Raw genomic sequence first — 24,763 nt, forward strand, 5'->3', positions numbered from 1 at the left:
AACATAATCATTTTTTTGCATTGAATAAGTATATGCTTATTTTGCACCATGAAGATAGGGATAAAAGATGTTTTATACAGGATCAGGCCGTTTTTTATACTCTACCTGCTGTTTCTTTGCGCTTGTTTGGTTATCAAACTATTATACACCCGGCAGGAAGTTTTCTTTGCAGTTAATGGATGGAATAGCCCCTGGGCAGATTATATTGAACCCTACATGACCGACTTAGGAGATGGCCTTACAGCGATCACCCTATCGTTGATCATGCTTTTATTCAGCTATCGCAAATTCCTCTTATTAGCATCAAGTTACCTGGTAACATCGTTGGTGGCCCAGGTATTAAAATACATTGTTGACGCCCCCAGGCCAATGCTTTACTTTGAAAGTCAGTGGAGCCATGTACACACCGTTAAAGGAATTTATATACTCAGTTTCAACAGTTTCCCCTCGGGGCATACAACAAGCGCTTTTTCGGCCGCGCTGGTAATTACGTATTTATGCAAAAATAAAGGCTGGGGTGTCCCAGCCTTATTAATTGCTATGTTGGTTGGCTATTCAAGAATGTACCTTACCCAACACTTTTTTGAAGATGTTATTGCCGGTTCCGTTATCGGTGTAATGGTTACCGTGTTTTGGTTAACCTGGCTGGATAGTAAACAATTTATCCATACCGATAAGTGGAACAAGGGCCTATACAGAACTCTTTTTAAATAATTAAGCCTCGGCTTCTAGTCTTTTCTTCCTGCGCATAGCCATCAGCACAATAATAATTATAAGTGGAGCACCCCCATATAAAGCTATTTTTATAGGCGTTGATAAACCCTTGGCATTTGAAATATACTGATCATTACGTTTTAAATCGGGTGCAAGTTTTATTGAACTTGTAAACGTTTTTAGCTCGGCCTTAGCAAGTTCGGCCCTGGCTTCGGGATAAAAATACTCCAGTGTATAGGTAGCTTCCTGGGTATATAACAGGATAAACTGCCTTAATTGCGGTGCTTCGCCTGTGGAGTTGCTGTTATCAACTCTCAGCGTAAATACCCTGGCTTCAAGTTTACCAATGGTGGTATCGCGTGGGTTCATGATGCTGCCATTACGTGATTGTTTCTGGATCCCATCTGCAAATTTTTGAAATACCTTTTTTAGGTCTTTTTCTTTATTTAAGGGTTTGTTGTTTGCCGCGTTTTCCGCACGTATAACAACTATATATCCCATAGAGGCTGTACCCTGATAAATTTGCTGACCTAAGGTATCTTTCTTAGTAAAGTTAGCGGGTAATGAAACGGTAACAAGACTATCTATCTTTACCGGCTTGAGTATCTGGCTAAAACCTAAAGTGGAAAACAGGATTAGGCTTAAACTTAAAATTGTCTTTTTCATACTTAAACTAACTTTAAAAAGAACAATTGGTTTTAAAAATTAATTCGTTGGTTACTTTTTTTATTTATTATGAATTTGATAATCAGACATGTACGACTGCCTACGGATGCATTTTTTTTGGCAACTTTTACAATTAGGACGAGCATATTTGTAAGTAATTCATCCATTACCAAAATCCATTCCGTTCTATATTGGCCATGCCTGTGGTCGCGTGCTGCAATTAGGCTGCCTGGCCAAATCATGTCCTGTAGTGATAACGCTACACCTTTCTTTCGTAACTTTTAAGTTACTTTTCTTAAATAATACCTTATAATTTTTTGTATTAATTAAAATGGTACGGTTTATGCAATTATCCATATAACTATAAAAAATGAGTTCCAGGGATTACTTTTCGTACAATGCAGCGCACTAATGAACTTTTTTATAGTCACCAGTTAAACAATAGATAAAAAATTGTTGTTTAATTATTACAGCCACCGTTTTTAACACTTCCATCTAATTATGAAAATAGCATATATATCAACTTACCCCCCACGCGAATGCGGTTTAGCTACATTTAATAACAATTTAATGAATGCTATCAGCGCTAATTTTCCTGAAAGAAAATCATTATTACAGGGAGGCTTTGTTGTTGCCCTAAATGACTCTGAAAACATACAGGAATATGAGTATCCGGAGGAGGTAAAATATGTTATACGCCAAAATCACCAAAAGGATTACATCAGGGCAGCCAGCTATATCAATACCAGCAGCGCCGATGTTTGCATTATGGAGCATGAGTTTGGTATTTACGGCGGCGAAAGCGGTATTTATATCTTGCCATTGATCAACCGGTTGGAGAAGCCCCTGATTTCGATATTACATACCATACTAAAAGACCCCAGCTATGTTCAGCGGATCATCATCCGTGAAATTGCTGAGCAATCGTCAAAAATTATTGTGATGAGCAAGCGGGCGGTGGAATTTTTAACCACTATATATGAGATACCAGCCGAAAAGATTCAGATAATTGAGCATGGCGTACCCGATGTAGAAGCCCCTGAAGAAAACCCGATAAAAAATCTTTCGGTATTTAAAAACCACCGCGTAATGTTAACATTTGGCTTGCTTAGCCGCAATAAAGGTTTAGAAACTGTTGTTAAGGCCCTGCCCAAAATTGTTGAAAATCATCCGGATGTGATGTACGTAGTATTAGGAAACACACACCCGGGGGTTATCAAAAATTCGGGCGAGGAATATCGCGATCACCTGAAATCATTGGCGGTGCAGTTGGGCGTATCAAAAAACCTGGCGTTTATCAATAAATTTGTAGCTGAGGAAGAATTGGTAAGTTACCTTACTGCCTGTGAAATATATGTGACCCCATATCTGAATGAAGCACAGATCACCAGCGGAACTTTATCATACGCCGTTGGCGCAGGTGCCGCGGTAGTATCAACCCCCTACTGGCATGCAACCGAACTTTTGGCAGATAACCGGGGAAGGCTTTTCGATTTCAAAAACTCCGAAGCCTTGGCCGATACAATAATTGAATTATTGGACCAGGACCGTATTTTAAACGAATTAAAGGAAAATGCCTATCAATATGGCCTGCATCTGCGCTGGCCTGTAATTGGTGCCGAATTTATTAAAGTGGCACAGGAATCAATCTCAAAATATGATTTCAGCGACAAGATATTAAAAAACAGCATTGTTGACCCCGAGATATTACCTACGTTTAGTTTAACCCATGTGCTGCGCCTAACAGATGATACAGGTATAGTACAACATGCCAAATATGGCATACCCAATTTAAAAGAGGGTTATTGCCTTGACGACAATGCGCGGGCCCTTATCATGGCACTCATGGCTTACCAACGCAATAAAAGTACAGAAGCATTTGAACTGCTGCCTATATACCTAAGTTATATCCACTATATGCAGACAGATGATGGAAATTTTCGCAATTTTCTGAGTTTTGACAGGCGTTACCTGGATGAGGTTGGCTCTGAGGATTCCTTTGGCCGTACCATTTGGTCATTGGGCCATTTAATAGGTTGCGCAGCGAGCAACTCATACCGTGAATTTGCTTTAGAGATCTTTCATAAATCAATACCGCATTTTGCAGCCTTAAAACATTTAAGGGGGATGGCAAATACCATAATTGGTATCAGCTTGTACCTGCAGGTTTATCCTTCTGATGAAGGCATGGTGAAAATACTTGCCGATCTTACTCAACCTTTAATAGATGCCTTTGAAAATACACAATCTGAAGACTGGCAATGGTTTGAAGAAAAAATGACCTATGATAATGCCATTCTTCCACTGGCATTGCTACACTCGTGCGAAATTACAGGCAACGAGGACGCAAAAAGAATAGCCCTTGCAACTATGGCATTTTTGGATAAACTGACACTATCCAACGGATATTTAAGCCCGGTTGGTAACGATGGCTGGTATTATCGTGGTGGCACCTTCCCTACTTTTGATCAGCAGGCTATTGAAACTATGGCTATGGTGCTCATGCACTTCCAGGCTTACCAGATATTCAGGGTACCGCAATATATAGAGAAAATGTTCCTGAGCTATAAGTGGTTCCTGGGCGAAAACACGCTGCGGGCCCCGTTGTATGATCATGAAACCAAGGGCTGTTGCGATGGTTTATTACCAAATGGCATTAACCGCAACCAGGGCGCCGAAAGTACACTGGCTTACCTGATTTCGCATTTAACTGTATTAAAAGCCTTTGAGCTGGAATACGAATACAACAAATACGGGCAAAAAATGGAGATCTGCTAAATGAAGGTAGCCGTTTTAGCCCCGGTAGCCTGGCGTACACCACCCCGGCATTATGGACCCTGGGAGCAAATTGCATCAAATATTGCCGAAGGTTTGATAAAGCTGGGCATAGAGGTAACTCTTTTTGCCACCGGCGACTCCATAACTGCCGGCAGGCTGGAGTCGGTTTGTACAACCGGTTATGAGGAAGATAGAAGCCAGGACGCTAAGGTATTGGAATGCCTGCACATTAGTAACCTGATGGAAAAGGCTGGCGAATTTGATATTATTCACAACAATTTTGATTTTTTGCCCCTTACCTATTCGGGCCTGATAAAAACCCCCGTGATCACTACCATACACGGCTTTTCATCGCACCGGATAATCCCGGTTTACAAAAAGTACAATCCTATAGGTCACTATGTATCCATCAGCAATGCCGACCGCAGCCCGGAGTTGAGTTATTTGGCCACCGTTTACAACGGCCTGGATACCCGGGATTTTGATTTTTTTGAAAAGCCTGGTGATTACCTGCTTTACTTTGGCCGCATCCATCCAGATAAGGGGACTGCCGAAGCAATCAGTATTGCAAAAAAAAGCAAACGCAAACTGCTTATTGCCGGCATCATACAGGATGAGAACTATTACAGGGAAAAAATTGAACCTTTTTTATCAGATGAAGTGGAATACATTGGCCATGCCGGGCCAGCTAAGCGTAAAGCACTTTTGGGCAACGCCGCCGCCCTGTTACACCCCATTAGCTTTAATGAGCCATTCGGAATGAGCGTAGCCGAGGCCATGCTTTGCGGTACCCCGGTAATTGCATTTAATAAGGGTGCAATGCCGGAGCTAATTAAAGATGCACAAACAGGCTTTTTAGTAAATACCGTGGATGAGGCGGTTGAAGCAGTAAGCAGGCTGAGCGAGATAAATCGTATTGACTGTTATAATTGGGCAAACTCCCAATTTTCATGCGATAAGATGGTGGGAGATTATTTGAATTTGTACCAGAAAATTTTGGGTATAAAACAAACTCCCAAAAGCCAAAGCTGGAGGCTTGCATAATGAATGGTAAAGTTATGGGCATAGGAATATTATGCTTTAAAGAACAATACTTTAAAGGCCTCACATTAAGCTACATGGATTAAGTTTACTATCCCACGTCCCTTATTAACTCCCCGCTTTCTCCTGAAGATTCTGTTGATTCCGGCTGATGATTATAATCACTTAACGGCCGAATTTTGGTTTCACCAAGTAAAGGGTAAGCGTTTTCGGTAGTTTGTTCTGGCTGGCGTTGTAATACTTCGCTTGCCTGGGCATAACTGTAACCCAATCTCTTGTTTTCTTCCTCAATAAATACAAACAAGTCGCCAAGACATGAATAAACCGACTGCAAATACTTATAGTTGGTGGAAGTAAGGCACTTGCCCACATCATCGGGACCTTTCCCGGGCTCGCAAAAATTAAGTTTGGTGATGATGCCATTAATCAGCTCAACCTCAAATTTGCCCTCGTTGTGCCAGGTTAAACTGTTTTTTATTTCTCTGAAATGATCCATTGTTTTATAATTTTTTTACCATATAATAAACTATAACACTCACATGACTAATAAAATATGTTTGCCCTGTTGTATTAGTTATTATATCAATGGATATGCCAAATGCTTATTTTACAACAGAGCGTTAAATAACTTGCCTTTTTAGATTATGTTGCACGTTTTCTTCAAATTAGGGTTGAAAATCAGGAGTAGAGGTTTGATTGACACGCTTATTATTTAGGTCACCTGTCCTATATTAACCGAGTCGTTATATTATCAATCAATTTACGTAATAAACTTTACATAATCAACAGCGAACGGTGAATAATAATACCCCGCCATCATGCCTTAATGAACCGTTCATTTTGAGCTGTTAATTCACGAAAGACCAATCAACTTATTAGGAAGCAGTTTCTTCGCTTTTATCCTCCTTTAACTTGGTTAATAAGTCGTCCAGGCATACCTCAGCAAAAGCGGTTGATGAATCTGATACCCCATATGGAATAATCAGCATACCGTTATGAACAATAGCGCCACAGGAATATAACACATTAGGTACATAACCCTCGCGTTCATCGCTATTGGGGATCAGGAGTGGTTCACTTAACCTCCCTACCTCTATCTCCGGATCATCCAGCTTTAATAAACTTGCCCCCAGTACATAGCGGCGCATAGGGCCTACGCCATGGGTAATTACCAACCAGCCATCCTTAGTTTCGATAGGCGACCCACAATTACCTATCTGGATAAATTCCCAGGTAAATTTGGGTTGCTGCAGCAGGATCGGCTTTTCCCATATGTTGATCTTATCGGAGTACATGATGTAGTTGTTACACCCATCAATGCGGGATATCATTGCAAATTTGCCATTTATTTTACGGGGGAACAGCGCAAGGTTTTTATTTTGCGCGCCGGCTCCATATAGGGGCATTATTTTAAAATTATAAAAATCTGTGGTTTGCAACAGCTTTGGCATAATAAGCGAACCATCATAAGCCGTATAGGTGGCATAGTAAACAGAGCTGCCATCATCATTGGTGAACTGAACAAAGCGGGCATCCTCAATGCCTTTACGTTCATACTCAGATATCGGGAATATTACCCTATCAGAAATATCGGTATCAAGTGAAAAAACAATCTCATAATACGAGTCGGCCAGCCAAAGTACTTTATCGTACTCCAGTTTTTTCATATCGCTTTCCTGTAGTTTTTGCGAATCAAGGATGATGCGGCGCAGGTTGGCATATTCAAAATGATGATCCAGCTTGCCTTCCAGCTCATGTAATACATCAATGTTTATTTGGGTTATAACAGCCTTATCAAAAAATAGCTTTTTATTGTAAACTGCGTTACGTACAATTTCGGCCTCGTCAATGTAATTACCTGCTGGTAAAATGGTAATATTATTAAATTTATCAATTAATCCACGACGAAACGTGATAGATGAAATATGCCCCTCGCCTACCGCCCTGAAACTGATGATCACCCTACGCTGGCCGTCTTCCAATTCGGTCTGATCCGGATCTTCAACAATGGATGGATTGAAGAATGCTGCCGATTCAATAGAATATTCATGAGTAAAATAGGAACCGATAAGTAGTTTACGATTAACTGTAAGGGTATCATAATCAATATTCAGCTCTACAAACAGCGGTTTTAGTTTACTGCAATGCCGGTTTAAAACCCTGGTTATATTGCGATGGCGTTTGGAGTACTCCTGTAGCAGCGGAGATACAATACCAAAGGCAATTTCCTCGCTGATGTCCATTACGCGTTCTATTACTTCTATAGCACGATCGTTCCCATTGAAAAAGAATCTTGCAATAACACGTTTGGGGTCTGGGTTAACTCTTATGGGTTTGCGTTGAATGGAAAGTCTCATATAAAAAAGATAGTATTTATTTGGTAACAGTATTTGGCCAAAATTGATTTGGGTAATTTTATAAACCTTTTAGTTAAGTTGATTAACAATTAAAACATATATTTATTATAAAAACCATGAATAAAGAATCAACATCAGGAAATATAACAGCCTGTTCCTATTGTTCCATTATATAAAAAGCCCTTTTTTCAGCTCGTTCACCTTTCATCACTGCCAATGTATTTTACATCGTTACCGACGTTACAGTTAATATTATACTAATTGCTTTATTTATAAGTTTTACCTTTTGTAAATTGCACGCTTATGAATGTTTTAATTGTTGAAGACGAGAAAGGTTTAGCACTTGAGGTTGATGAATTTTTAAGCCATGAAGGCTTTACGGTTGAACACGCGCGCACCAAAAGATCGGCAGAGGAAAAGATCTTTATAAATAACTATGATTTTATTCTGCTTGACCTCGGCCTGCCCGATGGCGACGGATTTGATCTCTTAAAGATGCTTAAAGGTTTGGATAAACGCGAGGACGCCGTTATTATACTCACCGCCCGTGGTGCTGTTGATGACCGGGTTTCCGGCCTGGAGCAAGGCGCAGATGATTACCTGGCAAAACCTTTTTCTTTAAGTGAACTTTTAGCACGCATGCACGCCATTACCCGCCGCAAACACCGGCTGGAAAGTAACGATATTAACATTAAGGGATTGAAAGTTAATATCCAGAACCGTACCGTGATGTATAATGAGGAGCGGATTAATCTCACCAAAAAGGAGTTTGAAATATTCAACTACCTGGTGCTCAACAAAAACCGGGTTATATCACGCACCAATTTAACAGAGCATGTTTGGGGCGATGTACTGGAAATTAATTCCGACTCGAACTTTGTGGATGTGCATGTAAAAAACCTGCGTAAAAAGCTTTCACAATACATCCCTATTGATTGGTTTGAAACCGTAAGGAGTATTGGTTACCGGATCAATATCTAAGCCCAGCAAAAGCATCAATGAAACTACAGGTAAAACTGGCTCTTTATAATACCTTAACAAAGGTTGCTATAATCCTTTTCACGGGTCTGCTTATCCTGCTATCTATAGAAAAAATATCCTATAATCACATTGAACTGCGCCTGGAACAGGATGAACAGGAAATTTTAAGGAGCCTGTCGTCCAAAGAAATAAATAGTTATTTAACCACTCAAAAAACATACACTGACTATAACATTTTAAAAGAAGAGTTCATCTCCATTAAGCCGGTAGAATACAAATCGGTTTTGGCCCCTAACGGCCGCTTTAAAACGGAAAGCCGTAAGATAGACCGCAATACGCAAGACTACCGCATATTATGGCATCGCTTTAATTTTAATAACCATACGTACATGCTAGAGATTGGCGTGGCTATTGAATCGGTTGAGGAATTAAAATCAATCATCAAAAAGTTTACTATTGTAGTTTTGGTTATTGCACTGGTGCTTACATTGATAAGCGACCTGATTTTTACTAAGTTTTTACTGGCCCCTTTTTATAAGATCATCGATCGTAAGCTTATTAAGGTAAATGACCCTATGAACTTTGACTATGAAAAAATAAAGACCACTACCCAGGATTTTGAACTGCTGGATGACAGTATAAGCTCGTTGATGAAAAAAATATCGAACCTGTTTATCCTCGAAAAACAATTCATTGCCAACGTATCCCATGAGTTGCTCACACCAATATCTATTATCAGCTCAAGACTTGAAAATATTTTATTGCAGGAAGAATTGAGCGAAGGCAGCGAGAATAAAATGCATGCGTCCCTTAAAACGCTCAACAGGCTCAAATCTATCATTAACAGCCTGTTATTAATTTCAAAGGTTGAAAACAACCAATATGCTAAAACAGATATGGTTATGATAGCTGCCGTAATAATGGAAATACAAGAGGAGCTGGAAGACCGGATTGAGGAAAAACGATTAAAGTTCACCAATAATCTTAAATACATTTATACCATACAGGGCAACCGCCCGCTAATGCATACCTTGCTTTTTAACCTGATAAACAATGCTATAAAATATAATAATGCCGCAGGTAGCATTATCATCGGCGATGAATTAAAAGAAGATATGTACACCCTCATAATTACCGATACGGGTACTGGGATGGATAGTAAGCAAATTGAGAATGCTTTTAACCGCTTTGAAAAATTGGATACTGATGAAAGAGAAAGCTACGGCCTGGGTTTAGCTATTGTTAAAAGTATCACCGCGTTTCATAACATTAAGGTGCAAATACATTCTGTAAAAGGCGAAGGGACCACCGTTAAATTAATCTTTAACACTCCCATTCCGCTTTCATAGATTTTCTTTTTTATATCATTTTATTTCTTTTCACCAGGTAAGTTTTCAACATGGCATGGTATCCTTCATGAATATCAACATCTACCAGGTCTATATGATATTGGGCACATTTCAATTCCAGCTGATGGCGGTACGCTGTTAATGATGCTTTGTAGGCATCCCGTATTTTACCGGGCTGAACCTTTATTTCGGCGCCGGTTTCTATATCAACAAAATGGTGTGGGCGGTTATCAAAATTAAAATCAAGCTCCTTATGCTTATCGTTCACATTAAAAATGATCACCTCGTGCTTGTTGAACTTTAAATGCTGAACAGCAGCAAACAATGCCTGCAACTTTTCAGGGTTAAGGCTATTTTCCAGCATATCGCTAAATATGATCACCAATGACCGCTGGTGAATCTCATTGGCTACATGGTGTAATACCTGGGTAATATTGGTAACTGTATTTAGTTTGGGTGCGTGGTATGCCTTTTCAAGCTCGGCGTACAAATGAAACAGATGTGTTGTGGTTGACTTTGCCGCGCTCAGCCAATCCATTTTATCAGAAAACAGGCAAAGCCCAAAAGCATCGCGCTGCCTTTTAAACAAATACATTAATGACGCGATGGCATAGATGGAAAATTGCAACTTATTGGTGCCCTTTTCGGGAAAGTTCATTGATGATGAAGTATCCAGCAGCAGGTAGCAGCGCAGGTTAGTTTCTTCCTCAAATTGTTTAACAAACAATTTATCAGTGCGGGCTAGCAGTTTCCAGTCTATATTTTTTACCGATTCGCCGTTATTGTATAAACGATGCTCGGCAAACTCTACCGAAAACCCATGGAACGGACTTTGGTGCAAACCGGTTATAAAACCTTCAACCACCTGGCGGGCCAGCAGTTCAAGATTGGCCAGTTGCCGTATTTGCTGATCGTTATTTAATTTGGGCATAAGGCTAATATAGGGCATAAAAAAAGCGTTGCCAAAATAGCAACGCTTTTTAAAGTAAAATATGGTGGATTAAGCTATGAAGATAAACTTAATTTATGCCTGTACTACTTAAGCTAATTGCTTAGCTAATTTTTCAGTTAATACCGATTTTGGAACTGCACCAATTTGTTTATCCACAATTTCGCCATTTTTAAAGAATAATAAAGCAGGGATATTACGGATACCGAATTTCATTGATATACCTGGGTTGTTGTCAACATTTACTTTACCAACAACAGCTTTGCCTTCGTATTCTTTTGCAATATCTTCAACTACCGGACCAACCATCCTACACGGACCACACCATTCTGCCCAAAAGTCAATAAGTACGGGTTTGTCTGATTTCAGGACAAGTTCGTCAAAGTTTGCATCAGTTATTTCTAAAGCCATGATTTTTATTTTTAAATTTTGTATTACAAATATATACTATTCAAATAGCTTGCCACAAACCACACCTGACAATGTGACAATTATATTAATATAAGTTATCCACCTAACATTGGGCTGACTGTGAGTTTTTAACAAGGGTTACCTTTAATGAATTATTGGCATTAATAAGCAATAAGCCTTTAATCAAATGTTCGTTTTTATTATCCCGCTGATTCTTACCTTTTTTCCACTCATCTTTCAGATTAAATTATCGGGAATGAGGATAAAAGATAAAATTAAGTTGCCGCTTTATGCAATTACATTAATATCCCTTGCGCTCGTTATTATCCTATCGTTTAGTGCGTTTGCGATTTCAATGTGGGGGCTACCATCAGATATAAAATGCGCTGTTGGTTGCACAGGTTTTTTAGGTTTTGGATTCCTTCAATTCTTCATAACAACACCTGTAATTGCCATTATAAGTTATTTGAGGTACGCCAGTGCTCATAAAACTAAGGCTATAGTATGATCATTATCTATACGGTGTATCGGTAAAAGGAGAGGTGCTGATAACTGGGGGTTACTTATTGTTTCTATCCTTGGGCTTTTGCTTGACTTCTTCCCATGAAATTCAAACGTCTCTCCCACTTTCATAGTCATCCATACGTCTTTTCATTTCATTTAAAAAGTCTTCATCTTCCCATAGATTTGTTTCTTTTTGATTGCCTTCCATTTCTATAATCTAATGTTTCTTTACCCCAACACCGGCTGCATATTTGTTATACTGGCTATCCCGGCTATCAAATCATCACTTGGGTTTACTTTAAAATTTTTGGATGAGAGCTCAATTTGCATAGCTTCTTCACGGTTATTGATCTTGAAACGAAGCTTGCAGTTTTTAACAGGATACTTCTCGTTATTCTCGTTAATAATATGCTGTATATCATCCAGCAGTTTACTGTTGAGCATCGTGATATCGATACATACGGTTAATGATTTGGTTAGTTTATCTCGCATTTCTGATAGCAGATCCATCACCAGGATGCGCAGATCCCAGTTATCCTTCTGGCGGAATTTCTCTTCAATATTCCCTTTTATATGCAAAAAGTACCCATCCATCATCAGGTTACGAAACTTCACATAGTCATCGCCAAACAGTGCAAACTCGTATGATTCATTGTAATCCTCTAACACGAAAGTACCAAATGGCTTACCGGTTTTGGTTATTTTATGCTGAACATTCCCCACCAGCCCACCAATGCGGATCTCGCCCCTCTTGCGTAGCTCATTAAATGCGCCCATGATATCCTCACCACCTTCACCAGAGCGAGCCTTCTGCATCAATTTCAAATCGCTGATGGTACTGTTGCAAAACCGTTCAAGCTCTACCTTATAATTATCAAGCGGGTGCCCGGTTAAGTATATCCCGATCACCGTTTTCTCGTATTTCAATTTCTCTATCAGTGGCCATTCCTCAGCCTCAGGCATTGCCGGCTCAGGAACATATGACGCCACCGAACTTCCAAACAATGACGATTGCGAGCTGCTTTGCACATTCTGGTAATCATTGGCGTATTTAATCAGTCGTTCAACACCGGTTAATACGCCAACATCTGTTTTGGCAAAAAATTGCGCACGGTTAAAACCAAACTCGTCAAATGCACCGCCATAAACCAGGTTTTCATATGATTTACGGTTTACACTCCGCGTGTTTGAACGGCGGGCAAAATCATAAAGCGTTGTAAACGGACCATTTGCTTCGCGCTCCTCAATAATACTTTCAACCGCTTTATCGCCTACCCCTTTAACTCCGGTTAAGCCGAAACGCACCTGGCCTTTTTTGTTTACCGCAAAAGCCATGTCCGATTCATTAATATCCGGTCCTAAAACCTGTACACCCATCCTTCGGCACTCTTCCATAAAAAAGGTGATCTTTTCCATGTTATTCTGGTTATTTAAAACCGCGGCCATGTACTCAGATGGGAAATGTGCTTTTAAATAAGCAGTTTGGTATGCCACAAAGGCATAACAGGTAGAGTGCGATTTATTGAAGGCGTATTGTGCAAATGCTTTCCAATCCGTCCAAATTTTGGTGAGTTTATCCTTAGGATGCCCTTTGGCTATTGCCCCGTCCATAAACTGAGACTCCATTTTATTCAGGATCTCAATTTGCTTTTTACCCATGGCCTTACGCAAAACGTCGGCATCACCTTTACTAAAGCCTGCCAATTTTTGCGATAGAAGCATCACCTGCTCCTGGTACACGGTAATACCATAAGTTTCGCCCAGGTATTCTTCCATATCCGGAAGGTCAAACACGATGGGTTCCCTTCCGTGTTTACGACTGATAAAATTGGGAATATACTCTATCGGACCCGGACGATACAGGGCGTTCATGGCAATTAAATCCTCAAACTTATCGGGTTTAAGCTCGCGCAGGTACATTTGCATCCCGTCACTTTCAAACTGGAAAGTACCGTTGGTATCTCCACGTTGATAAAGCTCATAGGTTTCCTTATCATCAAGCGGGATGTAATCAATATCTATATGTATGCCATGATTTTGTTTAACCATACGCAGCGCATCCTTAATAATGGTAAGGGTTTTTAAACCCAAAAAGTCCATCTTAATTACACCTGCATCCTCAATTACACGTCCGTCATACTGGGTAACCAGCAGGTCGGAGTCCTTGGCAACTGCTACCGGAACAATATCTGTTAAATCATAAGGGGCAATAATGATACCTGCGGCGTGCACACCGGTGTTACGTACAGACCCTTCCAGTTTAGAAGCCTCGCGTAATACCTGGCTACGGAGGTCGTTACCATTCAGTATCTCTTTTAATTCGGGCACCTGCTCAATTGCTTCTTTAAGCGTAATACCCAAAGTATCCGGAACAAGCTTCTTGATAAGGTTCATTTCGGATAGCGGCATATCCAACACCCTGCCCACATCCTGAATACTGGTACGGGCAGCCATTGAACCATAGGTAATGATCTGTGCTACCTGGTTTTTACCATATTTATCTACCACATAATCAATAACCCTTTGGCGACCGGCATCATCAAAATCCGTATCAATATCGGGCATTGATTTACGATCGGGATTCAGGAACCTCTCAAACAGGAGGTTGTACTTCATCGGGTCGATATTGGTGATCCCGGTACAATAGGCAACCACCGATCCGGCGGCCGAACCACGACCAGGGCCAATAAATACACCCATATCCCGGCCTGCCCTAATAAAATCGGCCACAATTAAAAAGTAACCCGCAAAACCCATTGTTTTTATGGTGAACAGCTCAAAGTTGATGCGCTCTTCTGCCTCGGGCGAAATATCAATATACCGTTCCTTGGCGCCCATAAAGGTTAGGTGCTTCAGGTATTCCCACTGGTTCAGCGTATCGGCATCACCTGTTGTGTGGATCTTAAATTCATCCGGGATAACATAATTAGGTAACAGGATGTCCCTCTTTAATTTCAGCACTTCAACCTTGTCCACAATCTCATTGGTATTATCCAGTGCTTCTGGCAGGTCATTAAACAGGTGGCTCATTTCCTGTTGCGTTTTAAAGTAGAACTGATCGTTAGGGAAACCAAAACGATAGCCGCGGCCACCTTCCTCATCGGTAGCTATGGGGGTGCTTTGCATGTCACCCGTGTTTACGCAAAGCAAAATATCATGCGCATTTGAATCCTGCTGATCTACATAGTGCGAATCGTTGGAGCAAATCACCTTAACATTATACTTCTTAGCATAAGTTAGCAGCACTTTGTTCACTATATTTTGATCGGGAATATCGTGGCGCTGCAGTTCAATGTAAAAATCTTCGCCAAACAGGTCAAGCCACCATTTAAACTCGGCCTCTGCCGCTTCGGGGGTATCCCTTAATATAGCCTGCGGTACCGATGCACCTATGCAACAGGTTGTTGCAATAATGCCTTTATGGTGTTTTAATATCAACTCTTTATCAATACGCGGCCATTTACTGTACAAGCCTTCCATATAACCATATGAGCATAGCTTCACCAGGTTTTTATAACCTTCGGGGTTTTTGGCCAGCATCAGCTGGTGGCGGCGTATATCCTTTTTTTCTTTGGTGAATTGTTTCTTATGCCTGTCTTCAACCACATAAAATTCGCAGCCCACGATGGGTTTTACGTTGTGCTTACCGGCTTCGGCCACAAACTTAAACACACCAAACATATTGCCGTGGTCGGTTATGGCCAGTGCTTTCATTCCATCAGCTGCAGCCTTTTTATAAAGTTTTGATATATCGGCAGCACCATCAAGTAACGAGAACTGGGTATGTACGTGTAAGTGAGAAAAATCTGGCATAGTAAATCCGTTTCAACAATAATCCTGTAGAAATACAAAGTTATCAAAAAACAAGTTCACGATGTTGTGTGTTAACAAAAACAAATAGCCGCAACGTACAATCCTTTCCAAAAAGACAGGACTAAATTTCCTTTTTGAAGTTCCATTTTTGAATGAAATTTAAACCAGGTCAATGTTTTAGCATACTATTTGATTACATTAAGCAAATAGATCTTCACCTTTGAAAAAATAATACAATTGAAAAAAATCCTACGCATAACCCTCAAAACGATACTGTGGATACTGGTGAGTGTAGTTTTACTGGTTATCCTTGTAGTAATTTTAATACAAGTTCCTGCCGTGCAAAACTTCGCAAAGGATAAAGCAGTAACTTTTTTACAGGGAAAAATCCATACTAAGGTTAAAATTGGTCATATAAGCCTTGGCTTACCTAAACTATTGGTTTTGGAAGATGTATACTTCGAGGATCAGAAGAAAGACACCCTTATCGCGGGCGATAAATTGAAGGTTGATATCAGCCTTTTTAAGCTATTGCACAACAAGGTAGAGATAAACGAAATTAACCTGCAGGGCATTACCGCCAACGTAAGCCGCGGGGCCGATAGCGTTTTCAACTTCGACTATATTATGAAAGCCTTTGCCGGTGAGCAAAAAAAAGAGGTGAAGCCTACCGACACCACTTCCACTATGAAGTTCTCTGTCGATAAGATCAACCTCAATAGGATCAATATTAAATACAAGGATCTCACAACCGGAAACGACGTAAAATTTTTGTTGGGCCATTTTGATACCCGGATAAAAGATTTTGATATGGATAAAATGAAATTTACCATACCCAAAATTACCTTATCTGGTGTTAACGCGCGTATTATTCAAACCCCAACCGGATCATCAATTGCCCAGGCTGCCAAGGTTGATACCGCCGTGCAACCAATGAATCTCGATTTAAATTTAGGAGAAATTGATCTATCGAAAATAAAAGTTGATTACCGCAGCAGCGAAATGACCGCTAACGTTGATCTGAATAAGTTTTTAGTTGAGATGGATAAAATAGACCTGAAACACCAAAAGGTTGCGATTAAAAACATCGAACTAAATGATACAAAAGCAGCTATAGGTTTAGCTAAGCCACAAACCGTTACCAAAGCCATTGTTAAGGTAGCCAAGAAGCTCGACACGTTGGTGGCAGCACCGCAATCATCGCGCTGGGCAGTAACAATGGGAAAAATCAGCTTTAGTAATGACAACATTAAGTTTGATAATGATGCCCAAAAAGCAATAGCCAAAGGGATTGATTTTGGGCACATGGATATCAGGAACCTGAATGCCGAGGCTGGGGATATTTCCTACAATCCGGATACTATTTCGGGCAAGATCAACTCCTTCTCGTTCAATGAAAAAAGCGGGTTGAAAATCAACAAATTCCACACCGCATTTTTTTATGGGCCTACCAATGCTTATATGAATGATCTGCTATTGGTAACACCACAAACCACCCTGCAAAAATCGGTACAGGTAAGGTATCCGTCGATAGCAGCTATTACCAAAAACATTGGTTCGCTGGGCATCAATGCCGATCTGGATGGCAGTCGTTTAGGGTTGAAGGACGTATTGCTGTTAATGCCAACCATGGCTACTATGGAGCCCTTTAAATCATCCCCAAACACAGTATTCAAAATAAATGGTAAAGTAAAAGGGCAGGTAAACAATCTGGAGATTCCTAACCTGGAGATAACCGGATTGAGCAGCACCCATATTAAAGCATCTGCTAAATTAAAAGGACTGCCCGATATAAATAAATCATACTTCGATGTCACTATAAACGATTTTAATACCAGCCGAACCGATATTGACAAACTTGCTCCGGCGGGCAGCATACCTGCAAATGTGAGCATTCCCGAAAAGCTTAACCTCAAGGGTAACTTCAAGGGCAGCATGGCCAACTTTAATACCAAAATGGGCCTGCGCTCCAGCTATGGCGCTATTGATTTGGTAGCCGCCATGAAAAACGGCACTAACAAAGCCAGTGCAGCCTATACCGCAAGCGTAAAAGTAAATGAACTTAATGTTGGCGCTTTAACTAAACAGCCACAAATGGTTGGCAAAATAACCATGACCGCTAATTTGAAAGGCACAGGTCTTGATCCTAAAAAGGCAAGTATTTCATTCAACGGTAATTTGGTTAAGGCTTATGTTAAAGGCTATACCTATCAAAACCTTGCTTTAAAAGGCAGTTCGAGTAATGGGGCTTATACGGTAGTTGCACGAATGAAGGATCCAAACATCAATTTCGGTCTTGATGCCAAAGCCAATTTAAATAAAAAATATCCGTCAGTAACCGGTACTTTAACGGTGGATAGCATTAATCTGCAAAAACTCAATTTCGTAAAGGACGATATGCGTTTTCATGGTAAGATAGTAGCCAACGTACCCACTGCCGACCCTGATTACCTGAATGCCAATATTGAAGCAACTGATCTTTTAGTGGTAAACAAGGGCCAGCGCATTAAACTGGATACGGTAAGCCTGATCTCAACAGCCAATGCCGATAGCAGCACGCTGCGTTTAAAAACCTCCATTATGAATGCCCATGTTGCCGGCAAGTACAAGCTTACCCAAATTGGCGATGCAGTACAGGATGTGATCAATAAATATTTTAACACTGCCATTGCCGGCGGGCAACAGGTTGCTGTAAAAACTAAAAATGGAAAGACGGTTAAAACAGCACCTGCTGTTAAAACCAAATACTCACCGCAGCAATTCGTGTTTGATGCACATTTAGTTAAAACACCTTTACTCACCCAATTTGCCCCGGATTTAAAACAGCTGGATCCTGTATTACTTAAGGGCAGTTTCAACAGTTCAACCGGCGAGTTAATAGTTAATGGTTCAATACCAAAAGTTGTGTACGGCACCAATACCATTAATCGGGCAACGCTAAATATCAACACGGGCAACAATGCGCTTAATTATAACTTATCAGTTGATGAGGTAAAGATTGGCACATCTGTTGATCTGCTTTATACCAGCATATCGGGCAGCGCCCAAAACAACAAACTGGGAATAAGCCTACAGGTACGCGATGCTAAAAAGAAGGAACGATATCGGGTAGCTGGTACATTTAGCTTATTGCCAAACGAATACCAGTTTAGTTTTAACCAGGATGGCTTGTTGCTTGATTATTTGCCATGGGCAGTTAGTGGCGACAATTTTTTCCAATATGGGCCAAAAGGAATCCTTGCGCATAACTTTACCATCACCAATAATAACCAGGTGCTAAGTGTTAACAGTACTACACAGGAATTCAACAGTCCGCTTAATATTAAATTCAACAACTTTAAAATAGAAGCACTTGCAAAAATAGCCAAACAGGACAGTTTGCAGGTTGGCGGCACTATTAATGGTGATGCAGTAGTAGGTAATCTCCAGGCTTCGCCCACATTTACAGCTGCAATTAACGTGAACGATTTTAATTTCAAGGGCGATACCCTGGGCAACATCGCTTTAAAAGTAAATAACCAAACCGATAATGCCTATGCTGCAAATGTGAGCATTACCGGCAAAGGCAACCAGGTTGACTTGAATGGCGTGTATTATACAACCCCCGAAAGCCGGTTTGATATGAACCTGAATATTGTTAGCCTAAGCATGAAAAGCATCGAAGGTTTTAGCTTTGGCAGTTTGCGTAATGCATCAGGTAATATTACCGGGCAGCTAAAAATAACGGGCACAACCACTGCACCATCTATAAGGGGCGATGTAAACTTTAACAAGGTAGGCTTCAACGTAACTATGCTTAACTCCTACTTCAGTATGCCTAAGGAGAGTATTACCTTTAATGATGAGGGCATCCGTTTTAATGATTTTACTTTGGTTGATTCAACCGGGAACAAGGCTATTATCAGCGGCAGCGTTTACACCAAAACATATTCTGATTTTGCTTTCGGGCTTGATATCAACAGTAATAATTTCAGAGCCGTAAACTCTACTCAGGCCGACAACAAATTGTTTTATGGTAAGCTTTATATAGATAGCCGCATCAAAATCCGTGGTAACATGGCTAAACCTGTTGTGGATGCCAACCTTACTGTAAACCCGAAAACCGATATGACCTTTGTACTGCCAACTTCAGATCCGGGTATTGAAGACAGGAAAGGAGTAGTTGAATTTATAGATCAAAACGCGCCCAAAATGGATTCTATATTGTTGGCCCGGCAGTTGGACTCGCTCAAAAAATCAGATATTACCGGGCTTGATGTATCGGCAAATATAATTATTGATAAAGATGCCGCCTTTACCATTGTAGTTGATGAGCGAAACGGGGATGTGGTTCACCTGAAAGGCGAAGCCAACTTAAATGGTGGTATAGACCCAAGCGGAAAAACAAACCTAACCGGTACCTATGTAGTTAACTCTGGTTCCTATAACCTGGCTTATGCCACTGTAAAACGTAAATTCAACTTTAAAAAAGGGAGTACCATTGTTTGGACAGGTGATCCCACCAGTGCTAATATTGACCTGACCGCTACTTACGTGGCCAACGTGCCGCCAATCGACCTCGTTGAAAACCAGTTGTCGGGTACAGATAACTCCACCATGTATAAGCAGAAGCTGCCATTTAACGTTAACCTTAACTTAAAAAATCAGCTGCTTACGCCAGATATCAGCTTTGATATTGTACTTCCTGATAGCTCCTATACGGTATCAACCGATGTGGTAAATTTGGTAAATACACGCCTTGGTCAGGTACGGCAGGATCCTAACGAACTGAATAAGCAAGTGCTTGGGGTATTGGTATTAGGCCATTTTATTGGCGATAACCCACTGCAAAGCCAGGGCGGCAGCGGCGGTGTTGAAGGCGCTATCCGCAGCAGCGTGAGTAGCTTATTGTCAGACCAGTTGAATAAACTGGCAGGCAACCTCATTGAAGGGGTCGACCTTAATTTCGGCTTAACATCCGGCGAAGATTACTCATCGGGCACGGCAACCAACAGAACAGATCTTAACATAGGTTTATCCAAACGCTTCCTGAATGACAGGCTTACCGTAAGTGTTGGTAATAACTTTAACCTGGAAGGTAACCAGCAGGGACAAAAGGCCACAAACATAGCGGGTGATGTATCTGTAGGTTACAAACTGAGTAAAGATGGCCGGTACACCCTGCGCGCCTACCGCCGGGATGAATTTATTGTGATACAGGGCCAGGTAGTTGAAACGGGCTTAGGCTTTACCCTTACTGTTGACTATAACCGTTTTAAAGAGATCTTCCGCAAACGCACCGAAGAAGAAAAAGAAATGCGCCGCAAATACAGGCAGGAACAAAAAGAAAAGGACAAAGCTAAAGAAGAGGCGGATAAAGCGGCTCAACAAAAAGCATTAAACACACCTACAAGCTAAGCCAATGATTAAGCATTTAAGATATATATTGATACTGACTGTTTTGCTAAATGCCTGCAGTAATACCCGCTACCTGGCGCCGGGGCAAAAACTGTATACCGGTGGCAAGGTAAAAATTACAGATAAGGATATTAAAAAAAGCGATGCCAACGCACTGAGCGATGAGCTGGGAGCATTATTAAGACCCTATCCTAATGGATCAATATTAGGTTTGCGGGTAAAATTGTATATCTACAACATTACAAAAACCAAAAAAACAAAAGGCCTGGCCCATTGGCTAAACACCAAATTTGGTGAGCCACCTGTGTTGGTGAGCGCTGTAAACCTTGAAAAGAACAGCAGCATATTGCAAAACAGGTTACAGAATGTAAGTTATTTCCAGGCGCAGGTTACGGGCGATACCGTAAGTAAGGGCAAAACAGCTAAGGCCATTTATACCGCCCAGGCAGGACCAGCTTATAAGATCAGGAAAGTGACCTTTCCGCAGGGTAACGAAAATATTGATACTGCTATAGCAGCCACATTTGCTAAAACCTTGTTAAAGCCTGGTGAAAACTATAATCTTGATATTATAAAAAACGAACGCATACGTATTGATGCCAGGTTAAAGGAAGAAGGCTTTTACTTTTTTGCACCCGAAGACCTGATCATGCGGGTAGATAGTACTGTTGCAGGGCACCAGGTTGACATTTTTGTAGCAGTTAAAAATTCGATATCAGAAAGAGCCAGGGAAATTTATACCATCAGGAATATTTATGTATACCCCAGTTATTCATTGAGGGATACTTCACTGATGCTTGATAAAGCTGTACCATACCGTTGGTACAACATGGTTGAGCGAAGAAAAACCATCAGCAGCTTTGCTTTTGCCAATACTGTTTTACTGCATCCCAATGATGCATATAACCGCACCGCACATAATAACTCGCTAAACAGGTTTGTTAACCTGGGTCCCTACAAATTTGTAAAAAACAGATTTGAAGATGTAACGCCAGATTCGCCAAAACTGGATATCTATTACTTTTTAACGCCCTACCAAAGAAAATCATTACAGCTGGAAATACTTGGTCGTACAACATCTGCCAATTATACTGGTACGCAGGTAAACCTCAACTGGAAACACCGAAACGCCTTTAAAGGTGCCGAGGCTTTAACGGTAACCCTGTTTGGTAGTACAGATGTGCAGCTTGGTGGTAACAATAACGGCTATAACGTTTACCAGGCCGGTATTACAACCACGCTATCATGGCCGAGGTTTATCAGCCCTATATATCCAAAAGCCGATAATGCCTATATCCCCCATACCAACTTAACTTTGGGATATACGTTGGTTAACCGTCAAAAGCTATATACGCTAAATTCGTTCAACGCATCCTTTGGTTACCAGTGGAAAGAAAATGCTCACCGCAGCCACGAGTTGAATATATTGAATTTGACTTTTTTAAATCCCCAAAGTGTATCGCAGCTTTATTTGGATAGCATAAGCAATAAAAACCACCCGGGCAAACCCCGAAACCCGGCCCTGCAACACGTTATTGATAAGCAGTTTACCCTTGGGCCGAGCTATGGCTATACTTTTACCAACACTACAGACGACTACCGCACCAATACATTTTATTATAATGGTAAGGTTAGCTTATCAAATAATGTATATGGTTTAATTACGGGTGCCGATACCACGGCGGGCAAAGTACGTAAGCTTTTTGGCGCCGTTTTTAACCAGTATGTAAAACTGGAAAACGAAATAAGGTTTTTCCATAAAACCAGTCCAAACAGCACTTTTGCGAGTCGTTTAATTGTTGGTGTGGGTTTGCCTTATGGCAACTCGACACAGCTTCCATACAGCCAGCAGTTTTTTATAGGCGGACCAAACAGTTTGCGTGGTTTCCAGGCACGGTCCATTGGCCCGGGTTCATACAATCCAATTAAAACAGTTAGCGCCGGTGATTTTTTACCCGATGAATCCGGCGATATAAAGATAGAAGCCAACCTGGAATATCGCCCCAAGCTATTCAGCATTGTACGTGGTGCATTATTTGTTGATGCAGGTAATATATGGCTACTGCATTCAGGCGGGCGGGCAGGCGCAGCCTTTGGCAAAAACTTTATGAATGATATAGCTGTAGATGCTGGGTTTGGCTTACGATTTGACCTTTCGGTTTTAGTACTACGTACCGATCTTGGTGTACCACTTAGGGTGCCCTACGTATATTCGGGGCAACAACGCTGGGACCTGAATTTCAGCCGAAGCGTATTTAACCTCGCTATAGGTTATCCATTTTAAATGGTTTTTATTTGCCGAATTAGTAAATTGTTAAAACCAATAGCTCAGCGATGGAATTATTTCTCAGCTACGCCTATTAATATATACTTACTCTTGTGTGGAATAAACGAGCTCAACATATTATCTATCTTTCCTAAAAAGTTTTGCTGCCATTCATTTCTGCCTAAGCACCCAAAAAAGCCAATTGTTGAATACTTTATTTTTTTGAATGGCGCAAACACATGCTTTATTTCATTCATTCTTAAATAGTTCCATCCTTTGGTGCCGAAATTTTTCCTCAATATTTTATGAAAAGCAGTAGCTTCTAAATTTTCAGCAAATAGCAATTTTCCGCCCGGTTTAAGGGCTTTGTGGATCTCATTCAGCGTTTTTGCTTTGTTTTGCTGATTACCGCTACTGATGCCTCCTACTATAGACTTAAATATGATCACATCAAAATGATTTTCATACGGTATATTGGTGGCATCCATTGAGGCATAGGTAATTCTGGAAGTACATTTATATTTTTCATGTAAACGATAGGCGTCTTCTTCAGGGCCGTTAAGGTCTGTACATAACACATTGTTACCAATTAATGCAAGCCATAAAGATAGTCCCCCTTTACTTGAACCTAACTCCAAACACTCATAATTTTTATTCATAACCTGAGCATGATCACCCCAGTATTTTATTGCATTTGACCAGTTTACAATATCCCAAACTACAATATCTTTAATAATTTCGCTTTTCATAATATTTATCTTAGGTAAACAGATTTATACGTGAATTTGAAGGCTAATAAAGAAGCATCTGATCTAAAAAAATAAATATAGATATATAATAGATATAGCATATGTGCAAGCTTGCTCAATATACTTTACATTTATTGTATAATTTTTACACTTTTAGTTATTAGCTTTAATTATTGAGCTACTAATTTTCTATTCTGTTGAATAAATTTTAATTATTGCGCTATCAATTTCCGAATTATTTAATAAAATTACTATCATTATCAGATGACCATATCTATCCCCCTCCAGATTATCGACCTTCATGACGACGGCTTTCACCCCTTGGTCGAAGTGATCCTTTTTGGTAAGGCCTTTATTATGGTATTGGACACCGGCGCCTCAAAAACCGCCTTTGACCAAACTATGCTGGCCGAAGCCAGTGAGGCCACGTCTATATTAGAAAGCGACCGTTTATCAACAGGGCTTGGCACCAATACCATGCAATCATTTACCGCTCTCATCAGTGGCATGAACATCGGCAGTTTGTTAGTTGATGACTTTGAAGTTGCGGTATTAGATTTATCCACCATCAATATAGCCTATAGCCAGATGGGGCATCCACAGGTATTGGGTGTTTTGGGCGGTGATATATTGATGAAATATAAAGCGGTGATAGATTATGGCAAGCAGGTTATTAAACTAAAAAAGCCCCGCGCCAAAAGAAAAATTCAAAGCACAAAAAAAGCCCCGCTTAAAAAGCGAGGCTGAATATTTGTAAAGACTACCCATTAACTCCCCCTTCAGGGGGG

General features: G+C 40.6%; 15 protein-coding genes. 8 read left to right on the forward strand and 7 right to left on the reverse strand.

The window, feature by feature from the left end; translation table 11 throughout:
* Positions 1-48: 48 nt before the first annotated feature.
* On the forward strand, positions 49-714 hold the full coding sequence (locus tag Q0R88_RS23855) for a phosphatase PAP2 family protein (RefSeq protein ID WP_295720933.1): 666 nt from the start codon (positions 49-51) through the stop codon (positions 712-714).
* Here the strand turns inward: Q0R88_RS23855 and Q0R88_RS23860 are convergent, their stop codons facing one another.
* Positions 715-1,380, reverse strand: coding sequence for a hypothetical protein (locus tag Q0R88_RS23860; protein WP_295720934.1), 666 nt, complete (start codon positions 1,378-1,380; stop codon positions 715-717).
* Positions 1,381-1,881: 501 nt separating this feature from the next.
* On the opposite strand from Q0R88_RS23860, the gene Q0R88_RS23865 reads away from it, so the two are divergent.
* Positions 1,882-4,158: a glycosyltransferase gene (locus Q0R88_RS23865; protein WP_295720935.1), complete on the forward strand. Its 2,277-nt coding sequence runs from the start codon at positions 1,882-1,884 to the stop codon at positions 4,156-4,158.
* Positions 4,159-5,202, forward strand: coding sequence for a glycosyltransferase family 4 protein (locus Q0R88_RS23870; RefSeq protein WP_295720936.1), 1,044 nt, complete (start codon positions 4,159-4,161; stop codon positions 5,200-5,202).
* An 88-nt stretch (positions 5,203-5,290) separates the two neighbouring features.
* Here Q0R88_RS23870 and Q0R88_RS23875 read toward each other — a convergent pair whose 3' ends face one another.
* Positions 5,291-5,695 carry a hypothetical protein gene (locus Q0R88_RS23875; protein ID WP_295720937.1) on the reverse strand — a complete coding sequence of 135 codons (405 nt, stop codon included), beginning with the start codon at positions 5,693-5,695 and terminating at the stop codon, positions 5,291-5,293.
* Between the two features lie 379 nt (positions 5,696-6,074).
* The gene (locus Q0R88_RS23880; protein ID WP_295720938.1) at positions 6,075-7,556 is read right to left on the reverse strand and encodes a glycoside hydrolase family 130 protein; all 1,482 of its coding nucleotides are present in this window, start codon (positions 7,554-7,556) and stop codon (positions 6,075-6,077) included.
* 303 nt (positions 7,557-7,859) lie between these two features.
* Here Q0R88_RS23880 and Q0R88_RS23885 point away from each other — a divergent pair, with 303 nt between their 5' ends.
* Together Q0R88_RS23885 and Q0R88_RS23890 are read left to right on the forward strand one after the other, a co-directional pair.
* Complete coding sequence (locus tag Q0R88_RS23885; protein WP_295720939.1) at positions 7,860-8,537, forward strand: response regulator transcription factor; 678 nt, start codon at positions 7,860-7,862, stop codon at positions 8,535-8,537.
* A gap of 17 nt (positions 8,538-8,554) precedes the next feature.
* The gene (locus tag Q0R88_RS23890; RefSeq protein ID WP_295720940.1) at positions 8,555-9,886 is read left to right on the forward strand and encodes a HAMP domain-containing sensor histidine kinase; all 1,332 of its coding nucleotides are present in this window, start codon (positions 8,555-8,557) and stop codon (positions 9,884-9,886) included.
* A 10-nt stretch (positions 9,887-9,896) separates the two neighbouring features.
* Here the strand turns inward: Q0R88_RS23890 and Q0R88_RS23895 are convergent, their stop codons facing one another.
* From Q0R88_RS23895 to dnaE, 3 genes are all read right to left on the reverse strand, one after another.
* Entirely contained in the window at positions 9,897-10,817 is a 921-nt protein-coding gene (locus Q0R88_RS23895) for a DUF58 domain-containing protein (RefSeq protein WP_295720941.1), read from the reverse strand.
* A 108-nt stretch (positions 10,818-10,925) separates the two neighbouring features.
* On the reverse strand, positions 10,926-11,246 hold the full coding sequence (gene trxA, locus Q0R88_RS23900; protein WP_295720942.1) for a thioredoxin: 321 nt from the start codon (positions 11,244-11,246) through the stop codon (positions 10,926-10,928).
* Between the two features lie 732 nt (positions 11,247-11,978).
* On the reverse strand, positions 11,979-15,563 hold the full coding sequence (dnaE, locus tag Q0R88_RS23905; protein WP_295720943.1) for a DNA polymerase III subunit alpha: 3,585 nt from the start codon (positions 15,561-15,563) through the stop codon (positions 11,979-11,981).
* Positions 15,564-15,800: 237 nt separating this feature from the next.
* Here dnaE and Q0R88_RS23910 point away from each other — a divergent pair, with 237 nt between their 5' ends.
* Positions 15,801-20,960: a translocation/assembly module TamB domain-containing protein gene (locus Q0R88_RS23910; protein WP_295720944.1), complete on the forward strand. Its 5,160-nt coding sequence runs from the start codon at positions 15,801-15,803 to the stop codon at positions 20,958-20,960.
* 4 nt (positions 20,961-20,964) lie between these two features.
* Positions 20,965-23,244, forward strand: coding sequence for a BamA/TamA family outer membrane protein (locus tag Q0R88_RS23915; protein ID WP_295720945.1), 2,280 nt, complete (start codon positions 20,965-20,967; stop codon positions 23,242-23,244).
* 56 nt (positions 23,245-23,300) lie between these two features.
* Here the strand turns inward: Q0R88_RS23915 and Q0R88_RS23920 are convergent, their stop codons facing one another.
* Positions 23,301-23,975 carry a class I SAM-dependent methyltransferase gene (locus Q0R88_RS23920; RefSeq protein WP_295720946.1) on the reverse strand — a complete coding sequence of 225 codons (675 nt, stop codon included), beginning with the start codon at positions 23,973-23,975 and terminating at the stop codon, positions 23,301-23,303.
* A 264-nt stretch (positions 23,976-24,239) separates the two neighbouring features.
* Here Q0R88_RS23920 and Q0R88_RS23925 point away from each other — a divergent pair, with 264 nt between their 5' ends.
* The gene (locus Q0R88_RS23925) at positions 24,240-24,722 is read left to right on the forward strand and encodes a retropepsin-like aspartic protease (RefSeq protein WP_295720947.1); all 483 of its coding nucleotides are present in this window, start codon (positions 24,240-24,242) and stop codon (positions 24,720-24,722) included.
* The last annotated feature ends 41 nt before the right edge of the window (positions 24,723-24,763 follow it).

Origin of the sequence: Mucilaginibacter sp., assembly GCF_025362475.1 — a bacterium.
Classification (GTDB): domain Bacteria; phylum Bacteroidota; class Bacteroidia; order Sphingobacteriales; family Sphingobacteriaceae; genus Mucilaginibacter.

Coding starts and splice junctions, on each gene's coding strand:
- Q0R88_RS23885 (WP_295720939.1), top strand. CDS start 7,860: ATGAATGTTTTAATTGTTGAAGACGAGAAAGGTTTAGCACTTGAGGTT.
- Q0R88_RS23865 (WP_295720935.1), top strand. CDS start 1,882: ATGAAAATAGCATATATATCAACTTACCCCCCACGCGAATGCGGTTTA.
- dnaE (WP_295720943.1), bottom strand. CDS start 15,563: ATGCCAGATTTTTCTCACTTACACGTACATACCCAGTTCTCGTTACTT.
- Q0R88_RS23925 (WP_295720947.1), top strand. CDS start 24,240: ATGACCATATCTATCCCCCTCCAGATTATCGACCTTCATGACGACGGC.
- Q0R88_RS23920 (WP_295720946.1), bottom strand. CDS start 23,975: ATGAAAAGCGAAATTATTAAAGATATTGTAGTTTGGGATATTGTAAAC.
- Q0R88_RS23915 (WP_295720945.1), top strand. CDS start 20,965: ATGATTAAGCATTTAAGATATATATTGATACTGACTGTTTTGCTAAAT.
- Q0R88_RS23875 (WP_295720937.1), bottom strand. CDS start 5,695: ATGGATCATTTCAGAGAAATAAAAAACAGTTTAACCTGGCACAACGAG.
- Q0R88_RS23855 (WP_295720933.1), top strand. CDS start 49: ATGAAGATAGGGATAAAAGATGTTTTATACAGGATCAGGCCGTTTTTT.
- Q0R88_RS23895 (WP_295720941.1), bottom strand. CDS start 10,817: ATGCCCAAATTAAATAACGATCAGCAAATACGGCAACTGGCCAATCTT.
- Q0R88_RS23880 (WP_295720938.1), bottom strand. CDS start 7,556: ATGAGACTTTCCATTCAACGCAAACCCATAAGAGTTAACCCAGACCCC.
- Q0R88_RS23890 (WP_295720940.1), top strand. CDS start 8,555: ATGAAACTACAGGTAAAACTGGCTCTTTATAATACCTTAACAAAGGTT.
- Q0R88_RS23860 (WP_295720934.1), bottom strand. CDS start 1,380: ATGAAAAAGACAATTTTAAGTTTAAGCCTAATCCTGTTTTCCACTTTA.
- Q0R88_RS23870 (WP_295720936.1), top strand. CDS start 4,159: ATGAAGGTAGCCGTTTTAGCCCCGGTAGCCTGGCGTACACCACCCCGG.
- trxA (WP_295720942.1), bottom strand. CDS start 11,246: ATGGCTTTAGAAATAACTGATGCAAACTTTGACGAACTTGTCCTGAAA.